The organism is Mesorhizobium sp. M0923 (genome assembly GCF_040319365.1).
Taxonomy (GTDB): Bacteria; Pseudomonadota; Alphaproteobacteria; order Rhizobiales; family Rhizobiaceae; genus Mesorhizobium.
In genome coordinates this window covers 396,110-415,515 of record NZ_JAMYNW010000003.1, presented here as the reverse complement: position 1 = coordinate 415,515, position 19,406 = coordinate 396,110, and the positions used below count along the sequence as shown (strand labels likewise).

Sequence of the window (19,406 nt, the reverse complement as noted above, 5' to 3'; positions counted from 1 at the left end):
GTGTTCTACCCGAAGGTTATCTGGGCCTAAATTTTGATGTATTAAATGGGCAGCCGGGCTGCGGTCTAAACCTCCCCTCGCTGGTGGGGCCGTTATTCCGGGCCGCACCTTTTTTGTCTGAGCAACGGATTGCCAAACACCGATTTGGACTTGGGTCCGCTACTGCTGGAATAACCGGAGACAATCATGTCGCGCATCGGAATCCACTCATTCGTCTGGTCGGCGAGCTCGACGCAGAGCGATCTCGAGCGGACGCTGGCCAACACCAGCGAAGCCGGCTTCGACCTGATCGAATTCTCCTATCTCGACCCCGCCAATGTCGACATTGACGGCTTGGCCAAGCGGATAGCCGATCTCGGCCTCGGCGTCGCGATCAGCATCGGACTGCCGGCCGACGGCGATATTTCGAGCGCCGACAAAACGATTGCGGCGCACGGCGTCGAAATCCTGAAACGTACGATCGCGCTGACTCGCGATCTCGGCGGCCAGAAGGTTGCCGGCATCCTCAGCACCAGCCACGGCTTGCAGAGCGAGGCGCCGACGCGCGACCAGTGGAACCGCAGCGCCGGCACGCTTGCCGACGTGGCGGAGACGGCAAAGTCAGCCGGCGTCACCCTCAACCTCGAGATCGTCAACCGCTTCGAAAGCAACCTGCTCAACACCGCCGCGCAAGGCATGGCCTTTATCGAGGACAGCGGCTCCGACAACATCTTCCTGCATCTCGACACGTTCCACATGAACATCGAGGAGGCCGATGTCGGATTGGCCATCCGCAACGCCGCAAAGAAAATCGGCTATGTCCATATCGGCGAGAGCCATCGCGGCTTCCTCGGCACCGGCAATATCGATTTCGCCGGGATATTCGATGCGCTGACCGCTATCGGCTACAGCGACGACCTCAGCTTCGAATCCTTCTCGTCGGAAATCGTCGACGAGAACCTGTCGCGGAAAACCGCGATCTGGCGCAATCTGTGGACCGACAATATGGAGCTGGCCAAACATGCGCGCCGCTTCATTGCGCTCGGACTGGAGACGGCGCGGCGCAAGGCCGAGCTTGTTTCCGCAACGCACCGGCCTTGAGAACTCGCAAATTCCGAAATCTGGTTAAACCAGAGGCGCTACATTAGCCGGCAAAACGCGGCCCAAGTTCCTCGATCCGGCGGATCATCGCCTGGAAATCCTCCAATATGCGCTGGTGCAAGTGAACCGCCAGCTCCGGGTATTCCTCGAGGATGCGGCGGAACATCTTGCGGCTGAGCCGCAGCACTTCCGAATCGATTTCGGCGGAGGCGCTGGTCAGCCGGTTGGTGTCGGCGATCAGCGCCAGTTCGCTGAGTATGGTGCCGGGACCGGCGGTGCCGATCGGGATGCGCTCCCCGTCGTGCTCGCGATAGAGCACGATGCGGCCGCTGACCACGATGTAGGCCGAATCAGCTTCGTCGTCCTCGCGATAAAGCTTGTGGTCGGCTTTCAGCATGGTGGTTTCGGCGCCGAAGGCGAGCAGACGCAGCTGTTCCTGCGTAAAGCCCTCGAAGAGCCTCACGGTGGACAGGATGCGGATGTCGTCATCCAGCGCCATCTAGCTATGTCCCCGAACCGTCAGTCCCACTCCTCCCTAGAGCGCCGCGCGTCCCCCGGACGCGCAAGGCGTTTCAAAAATCGGTTCCGCTCCTTGGACCCGATGCCTCCGCGAGTTCGATCCAGACCCACCTCCAGCTCAGGACCGTACCCGAAAAGCGCCCCGCCCGGATCGCTTATTTGAATAATGAAATGTTTAAGGAACCAGCTTGTAGCCGCCGCTTTCTGTCACGAGAATTTCCGCGTTGGAAGGATCGCGCTCGATCTTCTGGCGCAGCCGGTAGACGTGGGTTTCGAGCGTATGCGTGGTGACGCCGGAATTGTAGCCCCAGACTTCCTCCAGCAGCACGTCGCGGGTCACCACCTTCTGGTCGGCGCGGTAGAGATATTTGATGATCGAGGCTTCCTTTTCGGTCAGCCGCACCTTGGCGCCGCGCGGGTCGATCAGAAGCTTCTGGCTGGGCTTGAACGTGTAGGGGCCGACCGAGAAAGTGGCGTCCTCGCTCTGCTCGTGCTGGCGCAGCTGGGCGCGAATGCGGGCCAGCAGCACGGCAAAGCGGAACGGCTTGGTCACATAGTCGTTGGCGCCGGCCTCGAGACCAAGGATCGTGTCGGAATCGGTGTCGTGGCCGGTCAGCATGATGATCGGCGCCTTGTAGCCGCCCTTGCGCAATATCTTCACCGCCTCGCGGCCATCCATGTCGGGCAGGCCGACATCCATGATGAGCAGGTCGATAAGCCCGCCGCGCGCCGCGGCGACGCCTTTGGCGGCGGTCGCTTCCTGCAGGACATCGAATTCCTCATAAAGCGACAATTGCTCGACAAGGGTGCCGCGCAGGTCGTCATCGTCGTCGACGATCAGAATGGTGCGTGAAGTCATGGATCAATCCGTTGTTTTGAAAAGAGATTTCAGTTGACCGCTGCCTGTTTATGCGGAAGCTGACCGGCACAACAGCCGTTCACAGTGATTTGTTCCGTGGCACGATCATACAAGAAAAAACACGATCGCAATGCAGTCGGCGCAATTTTGCCGAAAGGGCTTACCGTGCTCACCGTGCGCGCGCGGCCCGGCCATGCCAGCCAGGGCTTTCTGCAGGCCGGCAAACTCGTGTTTCCATGTGCGCTGGGGCATGGCGGCATCTCGGCCGGCAAGCGCGAGGGCGATGGCGCCACGCCGCTCGCCTCGATGCGGATATTGTCGGGATATTTTCGCGGCGACCGTTTTTCCAGCGGCCGCCGGACGCGGCTGGCGATGACGCCGATCGGCCGCGACCTCGGCTGGTGCGAAGTGCCTGGGGACCGCAACTACAACCGCCCGGTCAAAATCCCCTATGGCGCCAGCCATGAGCGGATGCAGCGGGCCGACGATCTCTACGATGCTTGCCTAGTGCTGGACTGGAACATTGTGCCGCGCCGGCGCGGGCGCGGCAGCGCCATCTTCTTCCACCTGGCGCGCCCCGGCTTCACGCCGACGCAAGGCTGCGTCGCGGTAACAGCCCGCACCATGGCACGGCTGCTGCCGCTGCTGTCGGAGCGGACGGTGGTGAGGGTGGTAAGGTAAGGGAATAGGGGAATAAGGGAGTAGGGGAATAGGGCAGTAAAAGTAGAGACAGGGGCGGGCGCGCCGCTTAGCTCCCCTACTCCCCTACTCCCCTACTCCCCTACTCCTTTGCCACCCTATGTCGAGAAGGCCGAGCCGGCCGAGTTCGCGGTCCATGGCGCGTGCGATGTCCTTGCGTTCGCTACCGATGTCGCGCAGCTGGCGATCGGAGAGATCCTCGACATTCTCGTAGGGAAGATTGGCCGCGATTCTCGCGTGCCGAAGCCAGTCGAGCACGGCGCGCAGCCAGGCCGGGCGGAGGGTTACAGAGCGCAAGGCGATATCAGACATGGTGCAATCCGCTTCTCCGGACATCAAATCCGGTTTGATGTTTCTTCGATGCTCAGATCATGGCGGATTGAAATTCAAACGGGAAACGAGTAGTTTTTTCTACATCTTCAAGTTTTGTTTGAGGATTGGAATGCTCGACCGAACTCTCCTCGTCTGGCACTGATGGCGCGCCTGCTGCCTGGAACCCGTGCGCTGCGGACGCTGGAGGCAGCGGCCCGGCACCTCAATTTCACCCGCGCCGCCGACGAGCTCGGCCTGACGCCGGCGGCGGTCAGCCACCAGATCAAGGAAATCGAGGATCAGCTCGGCATCATGCTGTTCACACGCACCAGCCGCACAATCCGGCTCACCGAGGCGGGTGCGGTGCTGTTCGAGGCCTCGACCGACGCGCTCGACCTGCTTGGCCGCGCGGTCTCACGGGCGCAGAAGACGGCGCGCGGATCGGCGCTGCTGAAGGTCACCCTCGATGCGCAATTCGCGACGAAGTGGCTGATGCGGCGCGTCGACGATTTTCGCAAACAGCATCCGGCAATCGAGCTGCGCTTCGATATCAGCTATGAGGTGCGCGATTTCGACCGCGACGATGTCGATGTCGGCATCCGTTTCGGCGCCGGCAAATATCCGGGGCTTCGCTCGCACCGGCTGTTCGAAAACGTCATCATTCCCGTCTGCAGTCCGGCCTTGCTGCGGTCAGGGCCGCCGCTCAAGGAGCCACGCGACCTGTTCCATCATACGCTGGCGCATATCGAGTGGTCGCGCCAGGGCGTCACCTGGCCGAACTGGAGCATGTGGATGGCGGCGGCGGGCGTCGACGATTTCGACGACAGCCGGACCATCGTGTTCGGCAATTCGACGGATGCCGTGCAGGCCGCGCTCGACGGCAACGCGGTTGCGCTCGCCGATTTCGCCATGGTGGCAAACGACCTTTCGGAAGGCCGGCTGATCCGGCCCTTTGAACTCGGCATCAAGGTCGCGCCCGAATTCGCCTATTTCCTGGTCTATCCCGAAAGTGCGGCGAACGATCCGCGCATCGTCGCCTTTCGCGATTGGCTTCTCGAGGAAGTCGCCAAGACCCCAACTTAAAGGTCAGCCTGTCGCCGCCTAAAGGTCAGCCTGTCGCCGCCGCGCCGAACCAGCCGATCACCGCGCCGATGAGAAGCATCACGCCGAGCCAATGGCCGACATCGATGAGCGTCAGATCCCAGCCGAAACCTTCGTAGCGATGGTTGACCGAAAGCGTCGTGGCGACGAACCCCAGCCAGAGAACGAAGCCGAAGATCACCCCGGCAAGCAGGCTCGGTTCGCCGCCGGTCACTGCGCCGATGATCAGCGACATGACCAGCGCCATGACAAGCTCCGCGACGAAGGAGACGACGAAGGGCAGCATCGACTTGCTCATCGTCGCCGGATCAAGCTTGGCGGCCTTCAGCCACGGCTTGCTCAGGCCCATATACCAGGCCGCGCCGAACAGCCACGCCACCACGGCGGCGACGATTACCGCCAGCCAATTGATTGCTGAAAAATCCATGATTCCCTCCGGTCGATTGCGCGATGGAACGCCTGTTCGGCGATGCCGTCAAGCAAGGCACCAGACGGTGGTGCGCTTGACCTCGGCGTCCTCCAGCGCGCGGGTCACCGCCACTTCGTAGACGGCAAGCGGTTCCAGCCCGGTCTTCGGCAAATAGGAGCGGCCGGGATCGCCGACGAGGATGTCGGCGCCGCGCGCCTTCAACGCTGCGAACCACGGCATCAGCCTGTCGGCGAAAGCTTTGTCGTAGAAGACGTCGCCGGCCAGCACCAGATCCCAGCCCGCATCGGTGCCGATGCAGTCGCCGGCGAGGAATTCTATCTCGACGCCATTGGCCTCGGCATTGAGGCGGACCGCGGTCGCGCAGAACGGGTCAATGTCGGCGGCAATCACCTCGGCAGATCCGGCCTTCACTGCTGCAATGGCGACGAGGCCGGAGCCGGAGGCGAAGTCGAGCACGCGCCTGCCGCGCACCGCCGCCGGATTGTCGAGGATGTAGCGGGCAAGGCCTTGGCCGCCGGCCCAGGCGAAGGCCCAGAAGGGCGGCGGCAGGCCGATTTCGGTCAGCTCATCCTCGGTCCGCTGCCACAATTCATGCGCCTCGTCGGCCAGCTGCAGGCGTATCTCCGGCACATGCGGCGGCGCCATCAGCGCCGTGTTGTCGAGGATGAATTTCTTGGCGCTGTCCGGCGTCAGCGCCGTCATGGCGCCGGCGTCAGTCCGCTCATGCGGCAGACCTCCTGCCATTCGGCAGGCGTCACCGGCTGCACGGACAGCCGCCCGAGCCGCACCAGCGCCATGTCGGCCAGCTTTGGATTGGCCTTGGCCTGTTCCAGCGTCACCGGCTTCGGCATGTCCTTGAAGGCGCGGATATCGACGCACTCCCAGCGGGGATCGTCGGTCGTGCTGTCCTGATGGGCCAGAGCGCAGATTTCGGCGATGCCGACTATGTCGAGCCCATCATTGGAATGGTAGAAAAAGCCGAGATCGCCGATCTGCATCGCCTTCATGTTGTTGCGCGCCGCATAATTGCGCACGCCGTCCCATTGCGTGCCGGCCTTGCCCTTGGCCTTGAGGTCCTCGAAGGAGAAGACCGAGGGTTCGGATTTGAACAGCCAGTAGTTCATTGTCTTGCTCCTCCTCAGGTGCCGTCGCGACTAAAAGCGCGTCGCGTTCGACCGGCGTCATGCGACGCGCTTCAGGTTCTTGTTTTATGCATGTCGTTATCACAAAACCGCTGCACACTTTTGCGCGACATGCATTTAGATACCCGCCGGTTTGTTGAAGCTCCAGTTCCACTGCCGGATTTCGACGCTTTCGAACAGCCCTGCCTTGGTATAGGGATCGGCCGCCGACAGGGCTTTTGCCGCAGCCAGATCGGGCGCCTCGACAACGGCGAGAGTGCCGTTCGGCTTGCCGTCTGCGTCGAGGAACGGGCCGGCGAAGGCCAATTTCTTGTCACCGTTCAGCCCTTCCAGGAAGGCAAGGTGCTTAGGCCGCGTATCGAGCCGCACCTGCAGGCTTCCTGGCTTGTCCTTGCAAATCAACGCAAACAGCATCTTTCCATCTCCGCAATCGTTCGGGATTACATGTCGGTTTCGGTTTTGAGCGGCCTGGTCATCAACGCCGACACAGCCTGGTCTATGGTGACGGTGCCGTCCAGTATGGCGGCGACGGCGGCGATGATCGGCGCGTCGATCCGGCGCTCGCCGGCGATGCGGGCGGCGATCGCCGCCGTCGGCACGCCTTCAGCCAGAGGCAGGCCGGCAAGCGGCTTGCCTTGCCCGAGCGCCAGCCCATAGGCGAAATTGCGCGACTGGGCGGACGAGCAGGTGAGCAGCAGGTCGCCGAGGCCGGAAAGCCCCATCAGCGTCTCCGGCTTTGCGCCGAAGGCGGCACCGATGCGGCGCAATTCGACGAAGCCGCGCGTCACCATTGCGGCCTGGGCGCTGGCGCCGAGCCCGGCGCCGGTAACGGCACCCGCGGCGATGGCAAAGACGTTCTTCAGCGCGCCGCCGATCTCGACGCCGATCAGGTCGTCGCTCCAATAACAACGCAGGTTTTCAGCCGAGAAACGGGCGGCAAGGTCGGTGGCCAGAGCCTCGTCGCGGGCGGCGACCACCACGGCCGTGGGCAGGCCCCTGGCGACGTCGGTGGCAAAGCTTGGGCCGGACAAAGCGGCGACCGGATTTGCCGGCAGGATTTCCTCGGCAATGGACGACAGCAGCGCGCCGGTGTCGCGCTCGATGCCCTTGGCGCAGAGCACCAGCGGGACGCCTTTCGGCACATGGCTGGACGCGGCCGTCAGCATGGCGCGCAACGATTGCGCCGGCGCCACCGCCAGCACGCAGTCGGCGTCGTCGAGAGCCAGTTTGATGTCACTTGTCGCCGCGATGCCGGGATCGAGCGCGATGCCGGGCAGATAGCGCGGATTTTCGCCACGGTCGATCGCCGCGACGGTCTCCGGGTCGCGCGCGAACAGCCGGACCGAATGGCCGGCGCGCAGCATGGCCAGCGCCAGCGCCGTGCCCCAGGCACCGCCGCCAAGCACGGCGACACGCCAGCCGGCGCTGGCTTTGCGCGTCATGGCTTTGCTCGTCACGCCTTGGCCCCGCGCCGGCCAGAGCCGACCATCGGGGCCGAGACGCTGTCCAGCGGCCAGCGCGAGCGCGGCACGAAATCGGCGGCGTTTTCGCCTGATATGCCGGCGCGCAGCCGCTCGATGCCGGCCCAGGCGATCATCGCCGCATTGTCGGTGCAGAGATTAAGCGGCGGGGCGACGAAGCTGAACCCGGCCTGTTCGCACAGCGCTTGCAATGTCGCCTTGATCGTCCGGTTGGCGGCGACGCCGCCGGCGACAACCAGCGCAGGCTCGGCCTTGTCCGGGAATTGCTGACGGAATCTGGTCAGCGCCCGCGAAACACGGTCGCCGAGCGCATCCGCCACCGCCGCCTGGAACGAGGCGCAGATATCGGCGACGTCCTGGTCGCTCAGCGGGGCGATCGCGGATGCCGCCTGGCGCACTGCGGTCTTGAGGCCGGAAAAGGAAAAATCGGGCTGCGCCGAGCCCTTCATCGGGCGCGGAAACGCAAAACGGGCCGCATCGCCATTTGCCGCCGCCTTCTCGACATTCGGTCCGCCCGGATAGGGCAGGCCGAGCATCTTGGCCGTCTTGTCGAAGGCTTCGCCAAGCGCGTCGTCGATGGTCGTCGCCCAGCGCTGGTAGTCGCCGACGCCGCGCACGGCGACGATCTGGGTATGGCCGCCGGAAACCAGCAGCAAGAGGTAGGGAAAGTCGAGCCCGTCGGTTAATCTGGCCGTCAGCGCGTGGCCTTCGAGATGGTTGACGGCGATCAGCGGTTTTTTAGCTGCCGCGGCGATTGCTTTTGCCGTCATCAGGCCGACGATCAGCCCGCCGACAAGACCGGGACCGGCGGTGGCGGCAATCGCATCGATGTCGGCGAGGTCGACGCCGGAATCGGCCAGCGCTGCCTCGATGATGCCGTCGAGCGCCTCGACATGGGCGCGCGCGGCAATCTCCGGCACGACGCCGCCGAAAGCGGCATGCTCCTCGATCTGGCTGAGCACGATGTTCGACAGGATTTGCGGCGTGCTGCGACCGTCCAGCGCCACCACGCTGGCGGCGGTCTCGTCGCAACTCGTCTCGATGCCCAGAACGCGGATCAATTCGTCGCTGTCTCCAAGGATTGTACGGCCTGCCTTTCCCCGATAGGAGGAAGCCGGAAAGACGGACCTCGATCCTGCCGGGGGTTATCACGGACGGCGCGCCATGCAAACAACCTTGAAAATCGGAACACGCGGCAGCCCGCTGGCATTGGAGCAGGCGCATGAAACGCAGGCGCGGCTGATGACGGCGCATGGCATGCCGGCCGAGGCGTTCGAGGTGGTCGTCATCTCGACCAGCGGCGATCGCATCCAGGACCGGCCGCTGTCGGAAGCTGGCGGCAAGGGCCTGTTCACCAAGGAGATCGAGGAGGCGTTGCTGGCGCGGCGCATCGACATCGCCGTGCATTCGTCGAAGGACATGCCTACGCTGTTGCCCGAGGGGCTGGAACTGGCCGCCTTCCTGCCGCGCGAGGACGCACGCGATGCCTTCATCGGCAAGGCGGCGCGAACGATTGCCGGCCTGCCGCAAGGCGCCAGGGTCGGCTCGTCGTCGCTCAGGCGCCAGGCACTGATCCGGCGGATGCGGCCGGACATCGACGTGGTGATGTTTCGCGGCAATGTGCAGACGCGGCTGCGCAAGCTCGACGAAGGCATCGCCGACGGCACCATCCTCGCCTATGCCGGGCTGAAGCGGCTCGGGCTCGAAAATGTCGTCACCGACCTGATGCCGCTCGACGTCTTTCCGCCGGCGCCGGGGCAAGGCGCGATCTGTATCGAGAGCCGCATCGGCGACCGCGACGTGGAAGCGATGCTGGCGGCAATCCACGACGTGCCGACCGGCCAGGCGCTGGCCTGCGAGCGCGCCTTCCTGGCGGCGCTCGACGGCTCCTGCCGCACCCCGATCGCCGGCCATGCGACGATATCCGGCGCAACGGTTTCCTTTGCCGGGCTGATCATCTCGCCCGATGGCACGCAGTCGCATGAAGTCAGGCTGGAAGGGCCAGCGCAGGAGGCGGCGCGCATTGGCGCGGAAGCCGCCGCGACCGTTCGGGCCAAAGCCGGCGAAACATTCTTCGACGGCTGGACCTGACATGCTCCGCGTCCTGGTGACGAGACCCGAACCGGGCGCCTTGCGCACGGCGCGCCGGCTTGCGGATGCCGGCTTTCAGCCGATCCTGCTGCCGCTGACCGAAACGGTGGCGCTGCCCGTCGACGTCGGCGCGGTCGCCGATGCGGCTGCGGCGGTCGCGGCCACCAGTGCCAACGGCGTTCGCCATGCGCCGAAAGAGGTCATCGCGGCGCTCGCCGGCTTGCCGTGCCACACCGTCGGCAGGAAGACGGCGGAAGCCGCCCGCGCGGCCGGGTTTCTGTCGGTCAGCGAAGGCCCAGGGAATGCCGAGGCGCTGGCCGATGCGCTTGCTGGTGGTTACGCGGGGCAGACCATCGTCTATCTCTGCGGGCGGGTGCGCTTTCCGGGCTTCGAGGAGCGGCTGCAGGCGGCGGGCGCTCAGGTCCGCGCCGTCGAGACCTACGACACCGTTGTGCTGGATTACTCCGACGAGGCCGTGCTTGCGCGCCTGTCCGCCCGGCCGGTCGAGGCGGTGCTGCTCTATTCGGCCAAGGCGGCCATGGCGATGCAGGCCCTGGCTAGCCGGCCGGCGGTGCGCGGTTTTTTTGAAGAGACGCGCTTTTTCGCATTGTCGGGACGTATTGCCGCGGCCTTGGATGATGCCGCTGGCGAAAGGATCCGGATTGCGCCTGAGCCCAGCGAAGATGCCTTGCTGGGGCTTTTGCAGGCGCGGCGCTGACCGGCATCCGCCTGTTCCGGACGTTGGCATACCTCCTGCGGGCTCCTGAAACATTCCGCAGCTAAGCTGGGGCGATTGTCCGCGACACAGCTATTTTGTTCTTGCTTTGTGCCGGCAGCTATGCTAGAAAATCACTTATGGTGCTGATTCGCCCCAACGACCCGCCGCCGAGGCGGGTTTTTCATTTCTGGTTCCGCATGCCGTGTCCCAAAACCGCTGCGGCGTTTTGCCAAAACTGAACTCCAAGCCGTGGCGTCATCACGCCGCCCCTTTTCACCGCTTGGTGATGTGCTAGACCCTTCAAACCATCCCGAAGCGAATTTTGCGGAGCCCGAGCATGGTCAAGACGCCGAAGATGCGGCATTCCAAGAGCCGCCGTGAGCCGGTGACCATCGATCTCGAGCCCGGCGCCGTCTCGCGAGTCGCCGACGAACAGGATGCCAGCTCGCAGCAGCCGGCCGCGGCGCAGACCTACGAGGCGCGGGCCGAGGAAGCGGCGAACGCATCGCAGCCGGAGCCGCCTGAGGAGCCGGTGCATGCCGACCAGACCGATCTCGAACCATGGGAACATGCCGACGCAGCCGCGCGGGCCGGCACGCAAGAGCCGACGGACGCAGGCGCCGATTCTGCCAGGGAAGCGGAAATCCCTTATCCGGCCGGTTCGGATGCGCCGGTCGGTCGCTTCACGGCTTCCGACTACAGTTTCGAAGATGCACCCAGCGGAACCGGGGCCAACGAACCGAGGATACCAGGTTCCGGCGAGAAGACAGCTGAGACGAGGGACGACCATATGGCAGCGCAGCCGAAGCGGAGCGGCATCAACGGCATCGCCGCCGGTATTGTCGGCGGCGTCATCGCGCTGGCCGCCGCCGGCGGGCTGCAATTTGCCGGCCTGCTCGGGGCGCCGGGGTCGGGCGGCGTGTCGCTCGACCCCGTCAATAGTGAGATCGCTTCGCTGAAACGCGAGGTCGCGGACCTCAGACAGGCCGACGCCAACAATGACGCATCAGCCAAGGTGGACGGGCTGTCGTCGGCGCTGGATCAGGTCAGGGCGGACGTCACGGCGCTCAAATCGGCGGTCGAGCAAGGCGGCGCCGGCGACAATGCCGGGCTGGCCGCACTTGGCGACAAGGTCCGGCAGATCGAGACGGCGGTCGCGGGCCTCGGCAAGGCCGGCGGCACGGCGCCGGTCGATCTCGAGCCGCTCAACGAAAGGCTGGCCGCGCTCGACGCGCTGGTGAAATCGGCCGGCGAGACGGCAAAGGCGCAGGAAGGCCGGCTTGCGGCGCTGGAACAGTCGGTTTCACAGCTCTCGGGCAAGGTCGATGCACAGGCTTCGCAGCCGAAGATCGCGCTGGCCATTGCCGCCTCGGCGCTCAAGGCAGCGCTCGACCGCGGTGCGCCGTTCGCGACCGAACTCGAAACCTTTGCCGCGATCTCACCCGATGCACCCGAGATCGCGACGCTGCGCGCCTATGCCGAAAAGGGCGTCCCAACGCGCGCCGAGATCGCCGCCGAAGCGGACGCCACCGCCAACGCCATGGTCGCTGCCGCGACGCCTGTCGACCAGAATGCCGGCATCCTGCAAAAGCTGCTGTCGAGCGCCGAATCGCTGGTCAAGGTCAGGCCGATCGGTGCGGTCGAGGGCGCCGGCGCCCCGGAAACCGTCGCCCGCATGGAGGTCGCCGTCAATCAGGGCGACTACGCCAAGGCGCTCAGCGAATACGAAACGCTGCCTGAAGCGGCCAAGGCCGCCGGCGCCGACTTTGCCGGCAAACTGAAAGCGCGGATGGAGGTCGAGACGCAGATCGATTCACTCATCGCTGGCGCGATGAAGGCGTGAGGAACCCGATGATCCGCATCCTCGCCTTCCTTGCCGTCGTCTTTGCGCTCGGGCTCGGGTTCGCCTGGCTGGCCGACCGGCCGGGTGAAATGCTCGTCACCTTCAACGGCTATCAATACCAGGTCAGCCTGATGGTCGCGGCGGTGGCGATCGTTGCCGTGGTTGCCGCGGTGATGATCGTCTGGTGGCTGGTCAAGGCGCTGTGGACCAGCCCCTATACGATCTCGCGCTATTTCCGCGTGCGGCGCCGCGACCGCGGCTATCAGGCGCTGTCGACCGGCATGATCGCCGCCGGCGCCGGTGACGGCGCGCTCGCCCGCAAGAAGACCAAGGAAGCGGCAAAGCTGATCCGCTCCGACCAGGAGCCGCTGATCCAGCTGCTCGACGCGCAGGCCTCGCTGCTCGAAGGCGACCATGAGGGCGCCCGCGAAAAGTTCGAGACCATGCTCGACGATCCCGAAATGCGGCTGCTCGGCCTGCGCGGACTGTATCTCGAAGCCGAGCGGCTCGGCGACCGCAACGCAGCCCGCCACTATGCCGGCCGTGCGGCGGCGGTGGCGCCGCAGCTGGCCTGGGCGGCCGAATCGACGCTGGAAGATCTGACCGGGCGTGGCGACTGGGATGGTGCGCTGAAACTTGTCGACGCCCAGAAGTCAACGCGGCAGATCGAGCGCGACGCCGCTAACCGGCGCCGCGCTGTGCTGCTGACCGCCAAGGCGCAGGCGCTGATCGACAGCGATGCCAATGCCGCCCGGACGGCGGCTCTCGAAGCCAACCGGCTGCGGCCGGATTTCGCGCCGGCGGCGGTCGCCGCGGCGAAATTGCTGTTTCGGCTGAACGACGTGCGCAAGGGCTCGAAAATCCTCGAGGCGGCGTGGAAGGCCGAGCCGCACCCGGAGATCGCCGAGCTCTACACCCATGCCAGGCCCGGCGATGCCGTGCTCGACCGGCTGAACCGGGCAAAGAAGCTGCAGGACCTGAAGAAGAACCATGCCGAGGCCTCGCTTGCCGTGGCGCGCGCCGCGCTCGATGCGCAGGACTTTTCAACCGCGCGCCGCGAGGCCGAAGCCGCCATCCGCATCGATCGCCGCGAAGGCGCCTATCTGCTGCTGGCCGATATCGAGGAGGCCGAGACCGGCGACCAGGGCAAGGTGCGGCAGTTGCTGTCGAAGGCGGTGAGAGCGCCGCGCGACCCGGCCTGGGTCGCCGACGGCGTCGTCTCCGACCGCTGGGCTCCGGTATCGCCGATCACCGGCAGGCTCGATGCATTCGAATGGCGAGCGCCGATGGAGCGGCTCGGCCAGTTGATCGACAGCGATGAGGATACGCAGGAGGCATCGGTGCCGGCAATTGCGGCTTCAGCCAAGCCGGTACAGGAAACAGCCGAGGCGATCGAGCACACAGCGGTTGCTGCCGAGACACCGGGCACCGCGACCGAAGCAGAGACCGAAAACCGTGCCGGCGAGGATCATGTGACACCGGTCGCCGCGGCGGCGTTTGCCGCGGTGCCGGACGATGCCGAAGCCGTCGAGCCGGCGCAGGAGTTGACGCGGCTGCCCGACGACCCCGGCGTCGACCCCGACGACGAGGCGGGTAAATCGACGCGCCGGTTTCGTTTGTTCTGATCCGGGTCGAGTGGACCCGGTCTTATTGGGAATGATTTGATGTTCGAACGCGTTCTGTCGTTTCTAAGGGACCTGCCGTCCGGTAGTGGCGCCAGCGCCAGCGCCGACGATCCGCGCGTTGCCGCATCCGCCCTCCTTTTCCACGTGATGAACGCCGACGGCGTGCGCCAGGATACCGAATGGGAACGGTTCAAGAAGGTGCTGGCGGAAAGCTATTCTATCAGCGGCGACGAACTCGATGCGTTGGCGGCTGCCGGCGAGCGGGCCGACAATGAGGCGATCGACCTTTACGCCTTTACCAGCGTGCTCAAGCGCCATCTCGACGCCGAGGCGCGAAAGGCCTTTATCGGCCTGATGTGGGAGATCGTCTATGCCGATGGCGAGCTGCACGAACTCGAGGACAATACCGTCTGGCGGGTCGCCGAGCTGATCGGCGTCGAACGCCGCGACCGCGTCGAGGCGCGCCTCAAGGCGGCGGCCGCGGCTCCTGGTGCTGCCGGAACGTCAAGCGACGAATAGAACAGGATCCCGCCTTCCAATGCCGCCCAAGCCAAGCCCGAGACCAAAGATCCTGATCGTGCTGCATCAGGAGCATTCGAGCTCGGGCCGGGTCGGCCATATGCTTATCGAGGAAGGCTTCGATCTCGACATCCGCCGCCCGCCGCTCGGCGAGGCCTTGCCGCAGACGCTGGATGGCCATGCCGGCGCCGTGGTGTTCGGCGGGCCGATGAGCGCCAATGACGGCGACGAGTTCGTCCGCCGCGAGACCGACTGGCTCAAAATTCCACTCAACGAGAACCGGCCGCTGCTTGGCATCTGCCTCGGCGCGCAAATGCTGGTCAAGCATCTCGGCGGCAGGGTCGAGGGCCATGGCGAGGGCCTCGTCGAAATCGGCTGGTATCCGCTAAAGGCGACTGAAGCAGGCAGCAGGCTGATGCATTGGCCGGAGATGGTCTATCAGTTCCATCGTGAGGGCTTTTCGCTGCCGAAGGACGCAACACTTTTGGCGACGGCCGAAACCTATCCCAACCAGGCCTTCCGCTATGGCGACAATGCCTGGGGCATCCAGTTCCATGGCGAATTGACCCGGGCGATGATGCAGCGCTGGGTGGTGCGCGGCGCCCATCGCTTCGAATTGCCCGGCGCGCAGCCCGGCCGCGACCATCTCGGTGGCCGGCTGATCTGGGACATGCACCTCAAGCGCTGGCTCGGCGAGTTCCTGCCCATGATTTTTGGCAAGCCGGCGCTGCGGTGAAGTCGGTGCATGTCGCCCAAAAGTGTGCAGCGGTTTTGGGAAAACGACATGCACAAACAAACGAACTAAAGCGCGTCGCGCTTTAGTTTCGCCCCCTGAGATGACGCACCTTGCGCAGCTGTGGGAACAGCACCGCCCATAGACCGGCGACAGCGATCGCGCCGACGCCGCCGACCACCACGGCCGGAACCGTGCCGATCAGCGCGGCCATGGTGCCGGCGCGGAATTCGCCGAGCTCATTGGAGGCGCCGACAAACACCTGGTTGACGGCGTTGACGCGGCCGCGAACGTCGTCCGGCGTCCACAGCTGGATCAGCGTCTCGCGGATATAGACGCTGAACATGTCGGTGGCGCCGAGCAGGGCAAGGGCTGCGATCGACACCCAGGTGATGGTCGAGAGGCCGAACAAGACGGTGAACGCGCCGAACAGCGCAACGAAGCCGAGCATGACAAGGCCGGCATGGTTGCGGATCGGGTGTCCGGCCAGCCAGATGGCGACGCAGATGGCGCCGACGCCGGGCGCCGAGCGCAACAGGCCGAGCCCCCATGGGCCGAGTTCGAGGATATCGCGCGCATAGACCGGCAGCAGCGCCGAGGCGCCGGACAGGAGCACCGCGAACAGATCGAGCGAAATCGCGCCTAGCACGATCTTTTCGCTCCAGATATAGCCGAAGCCGGCGAACAGGGTCCGTACCGTCGGTCTGTCGGTCCGGCTGCGCTGGGCGGGCTTCGGGATGGTGAAGATCAGCACGGCGGCGATGAGCATCAGCGCGGCCGCGGTGGTGTAGGCGGCTTCGGCCGAAAGCCCGTAGAGCAGACCGCCGGCGACCGGCCCGACGATGGTTGCCGTCTGCCAGGCGGACGAGTTCCAGGCGATGGCGTTGGCGAAATCCTCGGGCGGCACCAGATTGGCGAACAATGATGACGAGGCCGGCCCGAAGAAGGCGCGCGCGATGCCGAACATGGCGAGCACGATGAAGACCGGCATCGGCCCGGAGAGGCCGCGCAGCGTCAGCAACAGAAGCGCCAAAGCGCAGCCCGCCTCGACCAGCACCGCCAGCGCCATGATCAGGCGGCGTCCAAAACGGTCGGCAACGTCGCCAGTGACCAGCACCAGCAGCAGCGAAGGCAGGAACTGGACGATGCCGACAAGCCCAAGGTCGAACGGGTCGCGGGTCAGATCGTAGATCTGCCAGCCGACGGCGACCGACACGATCTGGGTGGAGAATGTCGAGAGGAAGCGCGCCGCCCAGTAGCTCAGGAACGGCCGATGGCGAAAGGCGGCATAACGCTGGTCAGGCGGTACTTGGGATTCTGTGGTCATGGATCAGGCCCCGTGGCGGCGATGTCGGCCGGCGGGGCACTTCCACGATGGGCGCTGGTCCGGCCAAGAGAGCCTTTAGCGCAGTTCAGCGCAGGGCGCGCGCAAAAATCCGGCCTGGATCAACAATTTCCGCTCCGCCGGGCGTTGCCGCTGGCGGAGCGACCGGACCTGCTCCGAACGCTTTAGGCCGTCGCCTTGGCCTTCCTGCCCCTGCCCTTGACGGGCGCGGGCGGGGCGGCCTTGCGGCCGAGACCGATTGCCTTGGCCAGCTGCGAACGCGAGGCCGCGTAGTTGGGGGCGACCATCGGGTAGTCGGACGGCAGGCCCCATTTGGCGCGATAGGCGTCGGGCGTCAGCCCGAAATGGACGCCGATATGGCGCTTCAAGGATTTGAACTTCTTGCCGTCCTCGAGACAGATGATGTAGTCCGGCGTCACCGATTTCTTGGGATTGACGGCAGGCGTCAGCGGCGCGGCGACCGGCACTGCCGGTTGCCCGAGCCCGCCTATGGAAGCGCTGACGCTGGCGATGAGATCGCCGAGGCCGGAAGCCGGCAAGCGGTTCTTCTCGACATATGCGGACACGATATGGGCGGTCAGCTCAAGCAGGTCGATGTCTTTGCGAGCGTTGTTGTTGTCGTCGGTCAATCTATTTCTCCGTCCGTGGGGGTCGCAGAAATTCCTAGTCGGCAAATCTGCGCAATGCAATGACGCCGCACCACGTCACACATTATTTTGAATAATAATACTAACGGCAGCGCGGGATTAACAACCCTGAGCCGGTGCTCGATAATATCAGACAATCAGCAATATCAGATAATCAGGGATTTGTCGCGCCACAGTCGAAATCCGCCCTCGAAGGCGCGTGTATTGTCGCCGCGTCTGCAATCGGCGGGCAAGTCGGCGAGTTCCTCGACATTGCCGCCGCCGATGACCACGTAATCCGGCTGCATGGCGGCGCGAAGCCGGTCGACCACGTCAAAGACGTGTTTGCGCCATTTCTTCTTGCCGCGCTTTTGCAGGCCGCGTTCGCCGACATAGTCTTCGAAACTGCCGCGCTTCTTGTAGGGAAGATGGGCAAGCTCCATCGGTTGGGCGACGTTGTCGACGATCATCGCGGCCCCGAGGCCGGTTCCGAGGCCGAGGAACAGCATGCGGCCGCCTTCATAGCTGCCGACGGCCTGCATCAGCGCATCGTTGACGACCTTCACCGGTTTGCCGAACTCAGCGGCGAAATCGCAGCCGACCCAGCCCTTGCCGAGATTGGCGGGTTCGGTGAGCGGCCGGTTGTGGTGCACCGGACCCGGATAGCCCATCGAGACGACATCGTATTGCAGCCCTTCGGCCAGCGTCTTCACCGCCGCGACCATCTGCTGCGGCGTCAGCTCCGGTCCGGAAGCGGTCTTGCGCTCGTCGCCGCCGGCGCTGGTGCGGATCTTGACGTGCGAGCCGCCGATATCGATCGCAAGCACGATCTTTTCGGCGTCGGGTGCCGGTCGCTTCACCGCTTTGGCCATCGCTTTTGCCTCCCAGAAATCATTTCGATGGATTGATCCAGCCGTTCGGCGGGCCGAATCCAGTCATCGCTTCGGTCGGCCCCCAGGTCTTTGGCGCGTAGATCGCGGGCGCCGTGGTGTCGCCGAGCACCGGGCCGACGATGCGCCAGGCGAGCTCGCTGGCGTCCTGGCGGGTGAACAGCTGGCCGTTGCCGTTCATAGCGTCGCCGATCAACCGCTCGTAAGGCGGCATGTCGCCCTTCGAATCGTCGAGCGCGGTGAGCTCGACCTGCTCGCCGACCATGTCGTCGCCGGGCGCCTTGCGCCGGGCTCCGATCGAGATCGCCACCTGCGGATCGATGCGGAAGCGCACGTGATTGCAGTCGCCGGGCTTGATTGGATCGAAGACGTCGAGCGGCGGCCGTTTCAGCCGCACGATGACCTCGGTGGCGTGCACCGGCAGGGATTTGCCGGCGCGGATGAAGAACGGCACATCTTGCCAGCGCCAGGTATCGACGAAAAAGCGCACCGCCGCGAAGGTCTCGACCGGCGAGTTCGGCGCCACGCCCGGCTCGTTGAGATAGCCGTCGAACTGGCCGCGCACGACATCGTCCCTGGTCAGCGTCCGGATCGCCCGCAGCACCTGCACCTTCTCGTCGATCAGATCGTCGGCCGAGCGGCCGACCGGCGGCTCCATGGCGAGCAGCAAGAGGATGTTGAGCAGATGGTTTTCGATGACGTCGCGGATGCAGCCGACCTCGTCATAGAAGCGGCCGCGGCCCTCGACACCGAAATCCTCGGCCATGGTGATCTGCACGCTCTCGACGAAGTTGCGGTTCCAGATCGGCTCGAGGAAGGAATTGGCGAAGCGGAAATAGAGCAGGTTCTGGATCGCCTCCTTGCCGAGATAATGGTCGATGCGGAAGATCGACTTTTCGTCGAAGACCAGATGCAGTACCCGGTTCAGCCAGCGCGCCGATTGCAGATCATGGCCGAACGGCTTTTCCACCATCAGGCGTGCGCCCTGGGCGGCGCCCGACTGCTCCAGTCCCTGGACGACGACCTCGAACATGGCGGGCGGCACCGCCAGATAGTGCAGCGGCCGCTGTGCGCTGCCGAGCGCGGTCTTCAGTTTATCGAAGGTCGCAGGCGCCCGGTAGTCGCCGCTGACATAGCGCAGCAGCGTCGCGAGCCTTGCGAAGATCTTCTCGTCGATGCTGCCGATGGCGTTGACGATGCCGTCGCGGGCGCGCGCCTGCAGCTTGGCGATATCCCAAGGATCGAAGGCGACGCCGATCACCGGCTCGTTCAGCGTTCCCTTGGCCACCATGGCGTAGAGGGCGGGGAAGATCTTCTTGTGGGCGAGATCGCCGGTGGCGCCGAAAAGCACCAGCGTGTCCGATCGTTCCTGGCTCATGGGTGTGCCTCCCTG

At 64.9% G+C, this 19,406-nt stretch carries 22 protein-coding genes; 9 read left to right on the top strand and 13 right to left on the bottom strand.

All coding sequences use genetic code 11. The annotated features are described in order from the left end of the window. Nucleotides 1-186: 186 nt before the first annotated feature. Entirely contained in the window at nucleotides 187-1,080 is an 894-nt protein-coding gene (locus NKH89_RS08080) for a sugar phosphate isomerase/epimerase family protein (RefSeq protein WP_352908569.1), read from the top strand. Nucleotides 1,081-1,123: 43 nt separating this feature from the next. On the opposite strand, the gene NKH89_RS08075 is transcribed toward NKH89_RS08080, so the two are convergent. Both NKH89_RS08075 and NKH89_RS08070 read right to left on the bottom strand, forming a co-directional pair. Beyond that, nucleotides 1,124-1,579, bottom strand: coding sequence for a Crp/Fnr family transcriptional regulator (locus NKH89_RS08075; protein ID WP_023680480.1), 456 nt, complete (start codon nucleotides 1,577-1,579; stop codon nucleotides 1,124-1,126). Between the two features lie 195 nt (nucleotides 1,580-1,774). Next, entirely contained in the window at nucleotides 1,775-2,458 is a 684-nt protein-coding gene (locus NKH89_RS08070) for a response regulator transcription factor (protein ID WP_023721386.1), read from the bottom strand. Between the two features lie 144 nt (nucleotides 2,459-2,602). Between NKH89_RS08070 and NKH89_RS08065 the strand changes: the two genes are divergently transcribed. After that, nucleotides 2,603-3,139: a L,D-transpeptidase family protein gene (locus tag NKH89_RS08065; protein ID WP_245278686.1), complete on the top strand. Its 537-nt coding sequence runs from the start codon at nucleotides 2,603-2,605 to the stop codon at nucleotides 3,137-3,139. 84 nt (nucleotides 3,140-3,223) lie between these two features. Here NKH89_RS08065 and NKH89_RS08060 read toward each other — a convergent pair whose 3' ends face one another. Continuing rightward, nucleotides 3,224-3,469 carry a hypothetical protein gene (locus tag NKH89_RS08060; protein ID WP_023721384.1) on the bottom strand — a complete coding sequence of 82 codons (246 nt, stop codon included), beginning with the start codon at nucleotides 3,467-3,469 and terminating at the stop codon, nucleotides 3,224-3,226. Nucleotides 3,470-3,631: 162 nt separating this feature from the next. Between NKH89_RS08060 and gcvA the strand changes: the two genes are divergently transcribed. Continuing rightward, nucleotides 3,632-4,552 carry a transcriptional regulator GcvA gene (gene gcvA / locus NKH89_RS08055; RefSeq protein ID WP_023721383.1) on the top strand — a complete coding sequence of 307 codons (921 nt, stop codon included), beginning with the start codon at nucleotides 3,632-3,634 and terminating at the stop codon, nucleotides 4,550-4,552. 25 nt (nucleotides 4,553-4,577) lie between these two features. On the opposite strand, the gene NKH89_RS08050 is transcribed toward gcvA, so the two are convergent. The 6 genes from NKH89_RS08050 to tsaD all read right to left on the bottom strand — a co-directional run bounded on the left by NKH89_RS08050 (nucleotide 4,578) and on the right by tsaD (nucleotide 8,681). Then, on the bottom strand, nucleotides 4,578-4,997 hold the full coding sequence (locus NKH89_RS08050; protein ID WP_023721382.1) for a DUF1761 domain-containing protein: 420 nt from the start codon (nucleotides 4,995-4,997) through the stop codon (nucleotides 4,578-4,580). A 48-nt stretch (nucleotides 4,998-5,045) separates the two neighbouring features. Then, nucleotides 5,046-5,702, bottom strand: coding sequence for a class I SAM-dependent methyltransferase (locus NKH89_RS08045; protein ID WP_023721381.1), 657 nt, complete (start codon nucleotides 5,700-5,702; stop codon nucleotides 5,046-5,048). Then, entirely contained in the window at nucleotides 5,699-6,124 is a 426-nt protein-coding gene (locus NKH89_RS08040) for an EVE domain-containing protein (protein WP_352494080.1), read from the bottom strand. The genes NKH89_RS08045 and NKH89_RS08040 overlap by 4 nt, the downstream gene beginning before the upstream one ends. A gap of 135 nt (nucleotides 6,125-6,259) precedes the next feature. After that, complete coding sequence (locus NKH89_RS08035; RefSeq protein ID WP_023721379.1) at nucleotides 6,260-6,556, bottom strand: YciI-like protein; 297 nt, start codon at nucleotides 6,554-6,556, stop codon at nucleotides 6,260-6,262. A gap of 26 nt (nucleotides 6,557-6,582) precedes the next feature. Then, on the bottom strand, nucleotides 6,583-7,584 hold the full coding sequence (locus NKH89_RS08030) for an NAD(P)H-dependent glycerol-3-phosphate dehydrogenase (protein WP_352908568.1): 1,002 nt from the start codon (nucleotides 7,582-7,584) through the stop codon (nucleotides 6,583-6,585). An 11-nt stretch (nucleotides 7,585-7,595) separates the two neighbouring features. Next, complete coding sequence (gene tsaD / locus NKH89_RS08025) at nucleotides 7,596-8,681, bottom strand: tRNA (adenosine(37)-N6)-threonylcarbamoyltransferase complex transferase subunit TsaD (RefSeq protein WP_031194644.1); 1,086 nt, start codon at nucleotides 8,679-8,681, stop codon at nucleotides 7,596-7,598. 106 nt (nucleotides 8,682-8,787) lie between these two features. Here tsaD and hemC point away from each other — a divergent pair, with 106 nt between their 5' ends. The 6 genes from hemC (at nucleotide 8,788) to NKH89_RS07995 (ending at nucleotide 15,155) form a co-directional block, all read left to right on the top strand. After that, entirely contained in the window at nucleotides 8,788-9,714 is a 927-nt protein-coding gene (hemC, locus tag NKH89_RS08020; protein ID WP_352908567.1) for a hydroxymethylbilane synthase, read from the top strand. Between the two features lies 1 nt (nucleotide 9,715). After that, on the top strand, nucleotides 9,716-10,432 hold the full coding sequence (locus tag NKH89_RS08015; protein ID WP_023721375.1) for a uroporphyrinogen-III synthase: 717 nt from the start codon (nucleotides 9,716-9,718) through the stop codon (nucleotides 10,430-10,432). A gap of 337 nt (nucleotides 10,433-10,769) precedes the next feature. Then, nucleotides 10,770-12,275 carry a COG4223 family protein gene (locus tag NKH89_RS08010; RefSeq protein ID WP_023721374.1) on the top strand — a complete coding sequence of 502 codons (1,506 nt, stop codon included), beginning with the start codon at nucleotides 10,770-10,772 and terminating at the stop codon, nucleotides 12,273-12,275. A gap of 8 nt (nucleotides 12,276-12,283) precedes the next feature. Next, nucleotides 12,284-13,900, top strand: a complete 1,617-nt coding sequence (locus NKH89_RS08005) for a heme biosynthesis protein HemY (protein WP_352481013.1) — start codon at nucleotides 12,284-12,286, stop codon at nucleotides 13,898-13,900. 39 nt (nucleotides 13,901-13,939) lie between these two features. Beyond that, complete coding sequence (locus NKH89_RS08000) at nucleotides 13,940-14,419, top strand: tellurite resistance TerB family protein (RefSeq protein WP_352481012.1); 480 nt, start codon at nucleotides 13,940-13,942, stop codon at nucleotides 14,417-14,419. Between the two features lie 19 nt (nucleotides 14,420-14,438). Further along, the gene (locus NKH89_RS07995; protein WP_352494083.1) at nucleotides 14,439-15,155 is read left to right on the top strand and encodes a glutamine amidotransferase; all 717 of its coding nucleotides are present in this window, start codon (nucleotides 14,439-14,441) and stop codon (nucleotides 15,153-15,155) included. A gap of 82 nt (nucleotides 15,156-15,237) precedes the next feature. On the opposite strand, the gene NKH89_RS07990 is transcribed toward NKH89_RS07995, so the two are convergent. The 4 genes from NKH89_RS07990 to zwf form a co-directional block, all read right to left on the bottom strand. Further along, nucleotides 15,238-16,479, bottom strand: a complete 1,242-nt coding sequence (locus tag NKH89_RS07990) for an MFS transporter (protein ID WP_023721370.1) — start codon at nucleotides 16,477-16,479, stop codon at nucleotides 15,238-15,240. A gap of 182 nt (nucleotides 16,480-16,661) precedes the next feature. After that, the gene (locus NKH89_RS07985; RefSeq protein ID WP_023721369.1) at nucleotides 16,662-17,126 is read right to left on the bottom strand and encodes a Ros/MucR family transcriptional regulator; all 465 of its coding nucleotides are present in this window, start codon (nucleotides 17,124-17,126) and stop codon (nucleotides 16,662-16,664) included. Between the two features lie 164 nt (nucleotides 17,127-17,290). Next, nucleotides 17,291-17,995 carry an ROK family protein gene (locus NKH89_RS07980; protein WP_023721368.1) on the bottom strand — a complete coding sequence of 235 codons (705 nt, stop codon included), beginning with the start codon at nucleotides 17,993-17,995 and terminating at the stop codon, nucleotides 17,291-17,293. Between the two features lie 19 nt (nucleotides 17,996-18,014). After that, on the bottom strand, nucleotides 18,015-19,391 hold the full coding sequence (gene zwf, locus NKH89_RS07975) for a glucose-6-phosphate dehydrogenase (RefSeq protein ID WP_352857119.1): 1,377 nt from the start codon (nucleotides 19,389-19,391) through the stop codon (nucleotides 18,015-18,017). Nucleotides 19,392-19,406 lie beyond the last annotated feature (15 nt).

Coding starts and splice junctions, on each gene's coding strand:
- NKH89_RS08080 (WP_352908569.1), top strand. CDS start 187: ATGTCGCGCATCGGAATCCACTCATTCGTCTGGTCGGCGAGCTCGACG.
- NKH89_RS08075 (WP_023680480.1), bottom strand. CDS start 1,579: ATGGCGCTGGATGACGACATCCGCATCCTGTCCACCGTGAGGCTCTTC.
- NKH89_RS08070 (WP_023721386.1), bottom strand. CDS start 2,458: ATGACTTCACGCACCATTCTGATCGTCGACGACGATGACGACCTGCGC.
- NKH89_RS08060 (WP_023721384.1), bottom strand. CDS start 3,469: ATGTCTGATATCGCCTTGCGCTCTGTAACCCTCCGCCCGGCCTGGCTG.
- gcvA (WP_023721383.1), top strand. CDS start 3,632: ATGGCGCGCCTGCTGCCTGGAACCCGTGCGCTGCGGACGCTGGAGGCA.
- NKH89_RS08050 (WP_023721382.1), bottom strand. CDS start 4,997: ATGGATTTTTCAGCAATCAATTGGCTGGCGGTAATCGTCGCCGCCGTG.
- NKH89_RS08045 (WP_023721381.1), bottom strand. CDS start 5,702: ATGACGGCGCTGACGCCGGACAGCGCCAAGAAATTCATCCTCGACAAC.
- NKH89_RS08040 (WP_352494080.1), bottom strand. CDS start 6,124: ATGAACTACTGGCTGTTCAAATCCGAACCCTCGGTCTTCTCCTTCGAG.
- NKH89_RS08035 (WP_023721379.1), bottom strand. CDS start 6,556: ATGCTGTTTGCGTTGATTTGCAAGGACAAGCCAGGAAGCCTGCAGGTG.
- NKH89_RS08030 (WP_352908568.1), bottom strand. CDS start 7,584: ATGACGCGCAAAGCCAGCGCCGGCTGGCGTGTCGCCGTGCTTGGCGGC.
- hemC (WP_352908567.1), top strand. CDS start 8,788: ATGCAAACAACCTTGAAAATCGGAACACGCGGCAGCCCGCTGGCATTG.
- NKH89_RS08015 (WP_023721375.1), top strand. CDS start 9,716: ATGCTCCGCGTCCTGGTGACGAGACCCGAACCGGGCGCCTTGCGCACG.
- NKH89_RS08010 (WP_023721374.1), top strand. CDS start 10,770: ATGGTCAAGACGCCGAAGATGCGGCATTCCAAGAGCCGCCGTGAGCCG.
- NKH89_RS08005 (WP_352481013.1), top strand. CDS start 12,284: ATGATCCGCATCCTCGCCTTCCTTGCCGTCGTCTTTGCGCTCGGGCTC.
- NKH89_RS08000 (WP_352481012.1), top strand. CDS start 13,940: ATGTTCGAACGCGTTCTGTCGTTTCTAAGGGACCTGCCGTCCGGTAGT.
- NKH89_RS07995 (WP_352494083.1), top strand. CDS start 14,439: ATGCCGCCCAAGCCAAGCCCGAGACCAAAGATCCTGATCGTGCTGCAT.
- NKH89_RS07990 (WP_023721370.1), bottom strand. CDS start 16,479: ATGACCACAGAATCCCAAGTACCGCCTGACCAGCGTTATGCCGCCTTT.
- NKH89_RS07980 (WP_023721368.1), bottom strand. CDS start 17,995: ATGGCCAAAGCGGTGAAGCGACCGGCACCCGACGCCGAAAAGATCGTG.
- zwf (WP_352857119.1), bottom strand. CDS start 19,391: ATGAGCCAGGAACGATCGGACACGCTGGTGCTTTTCGGCGCCACCGGC.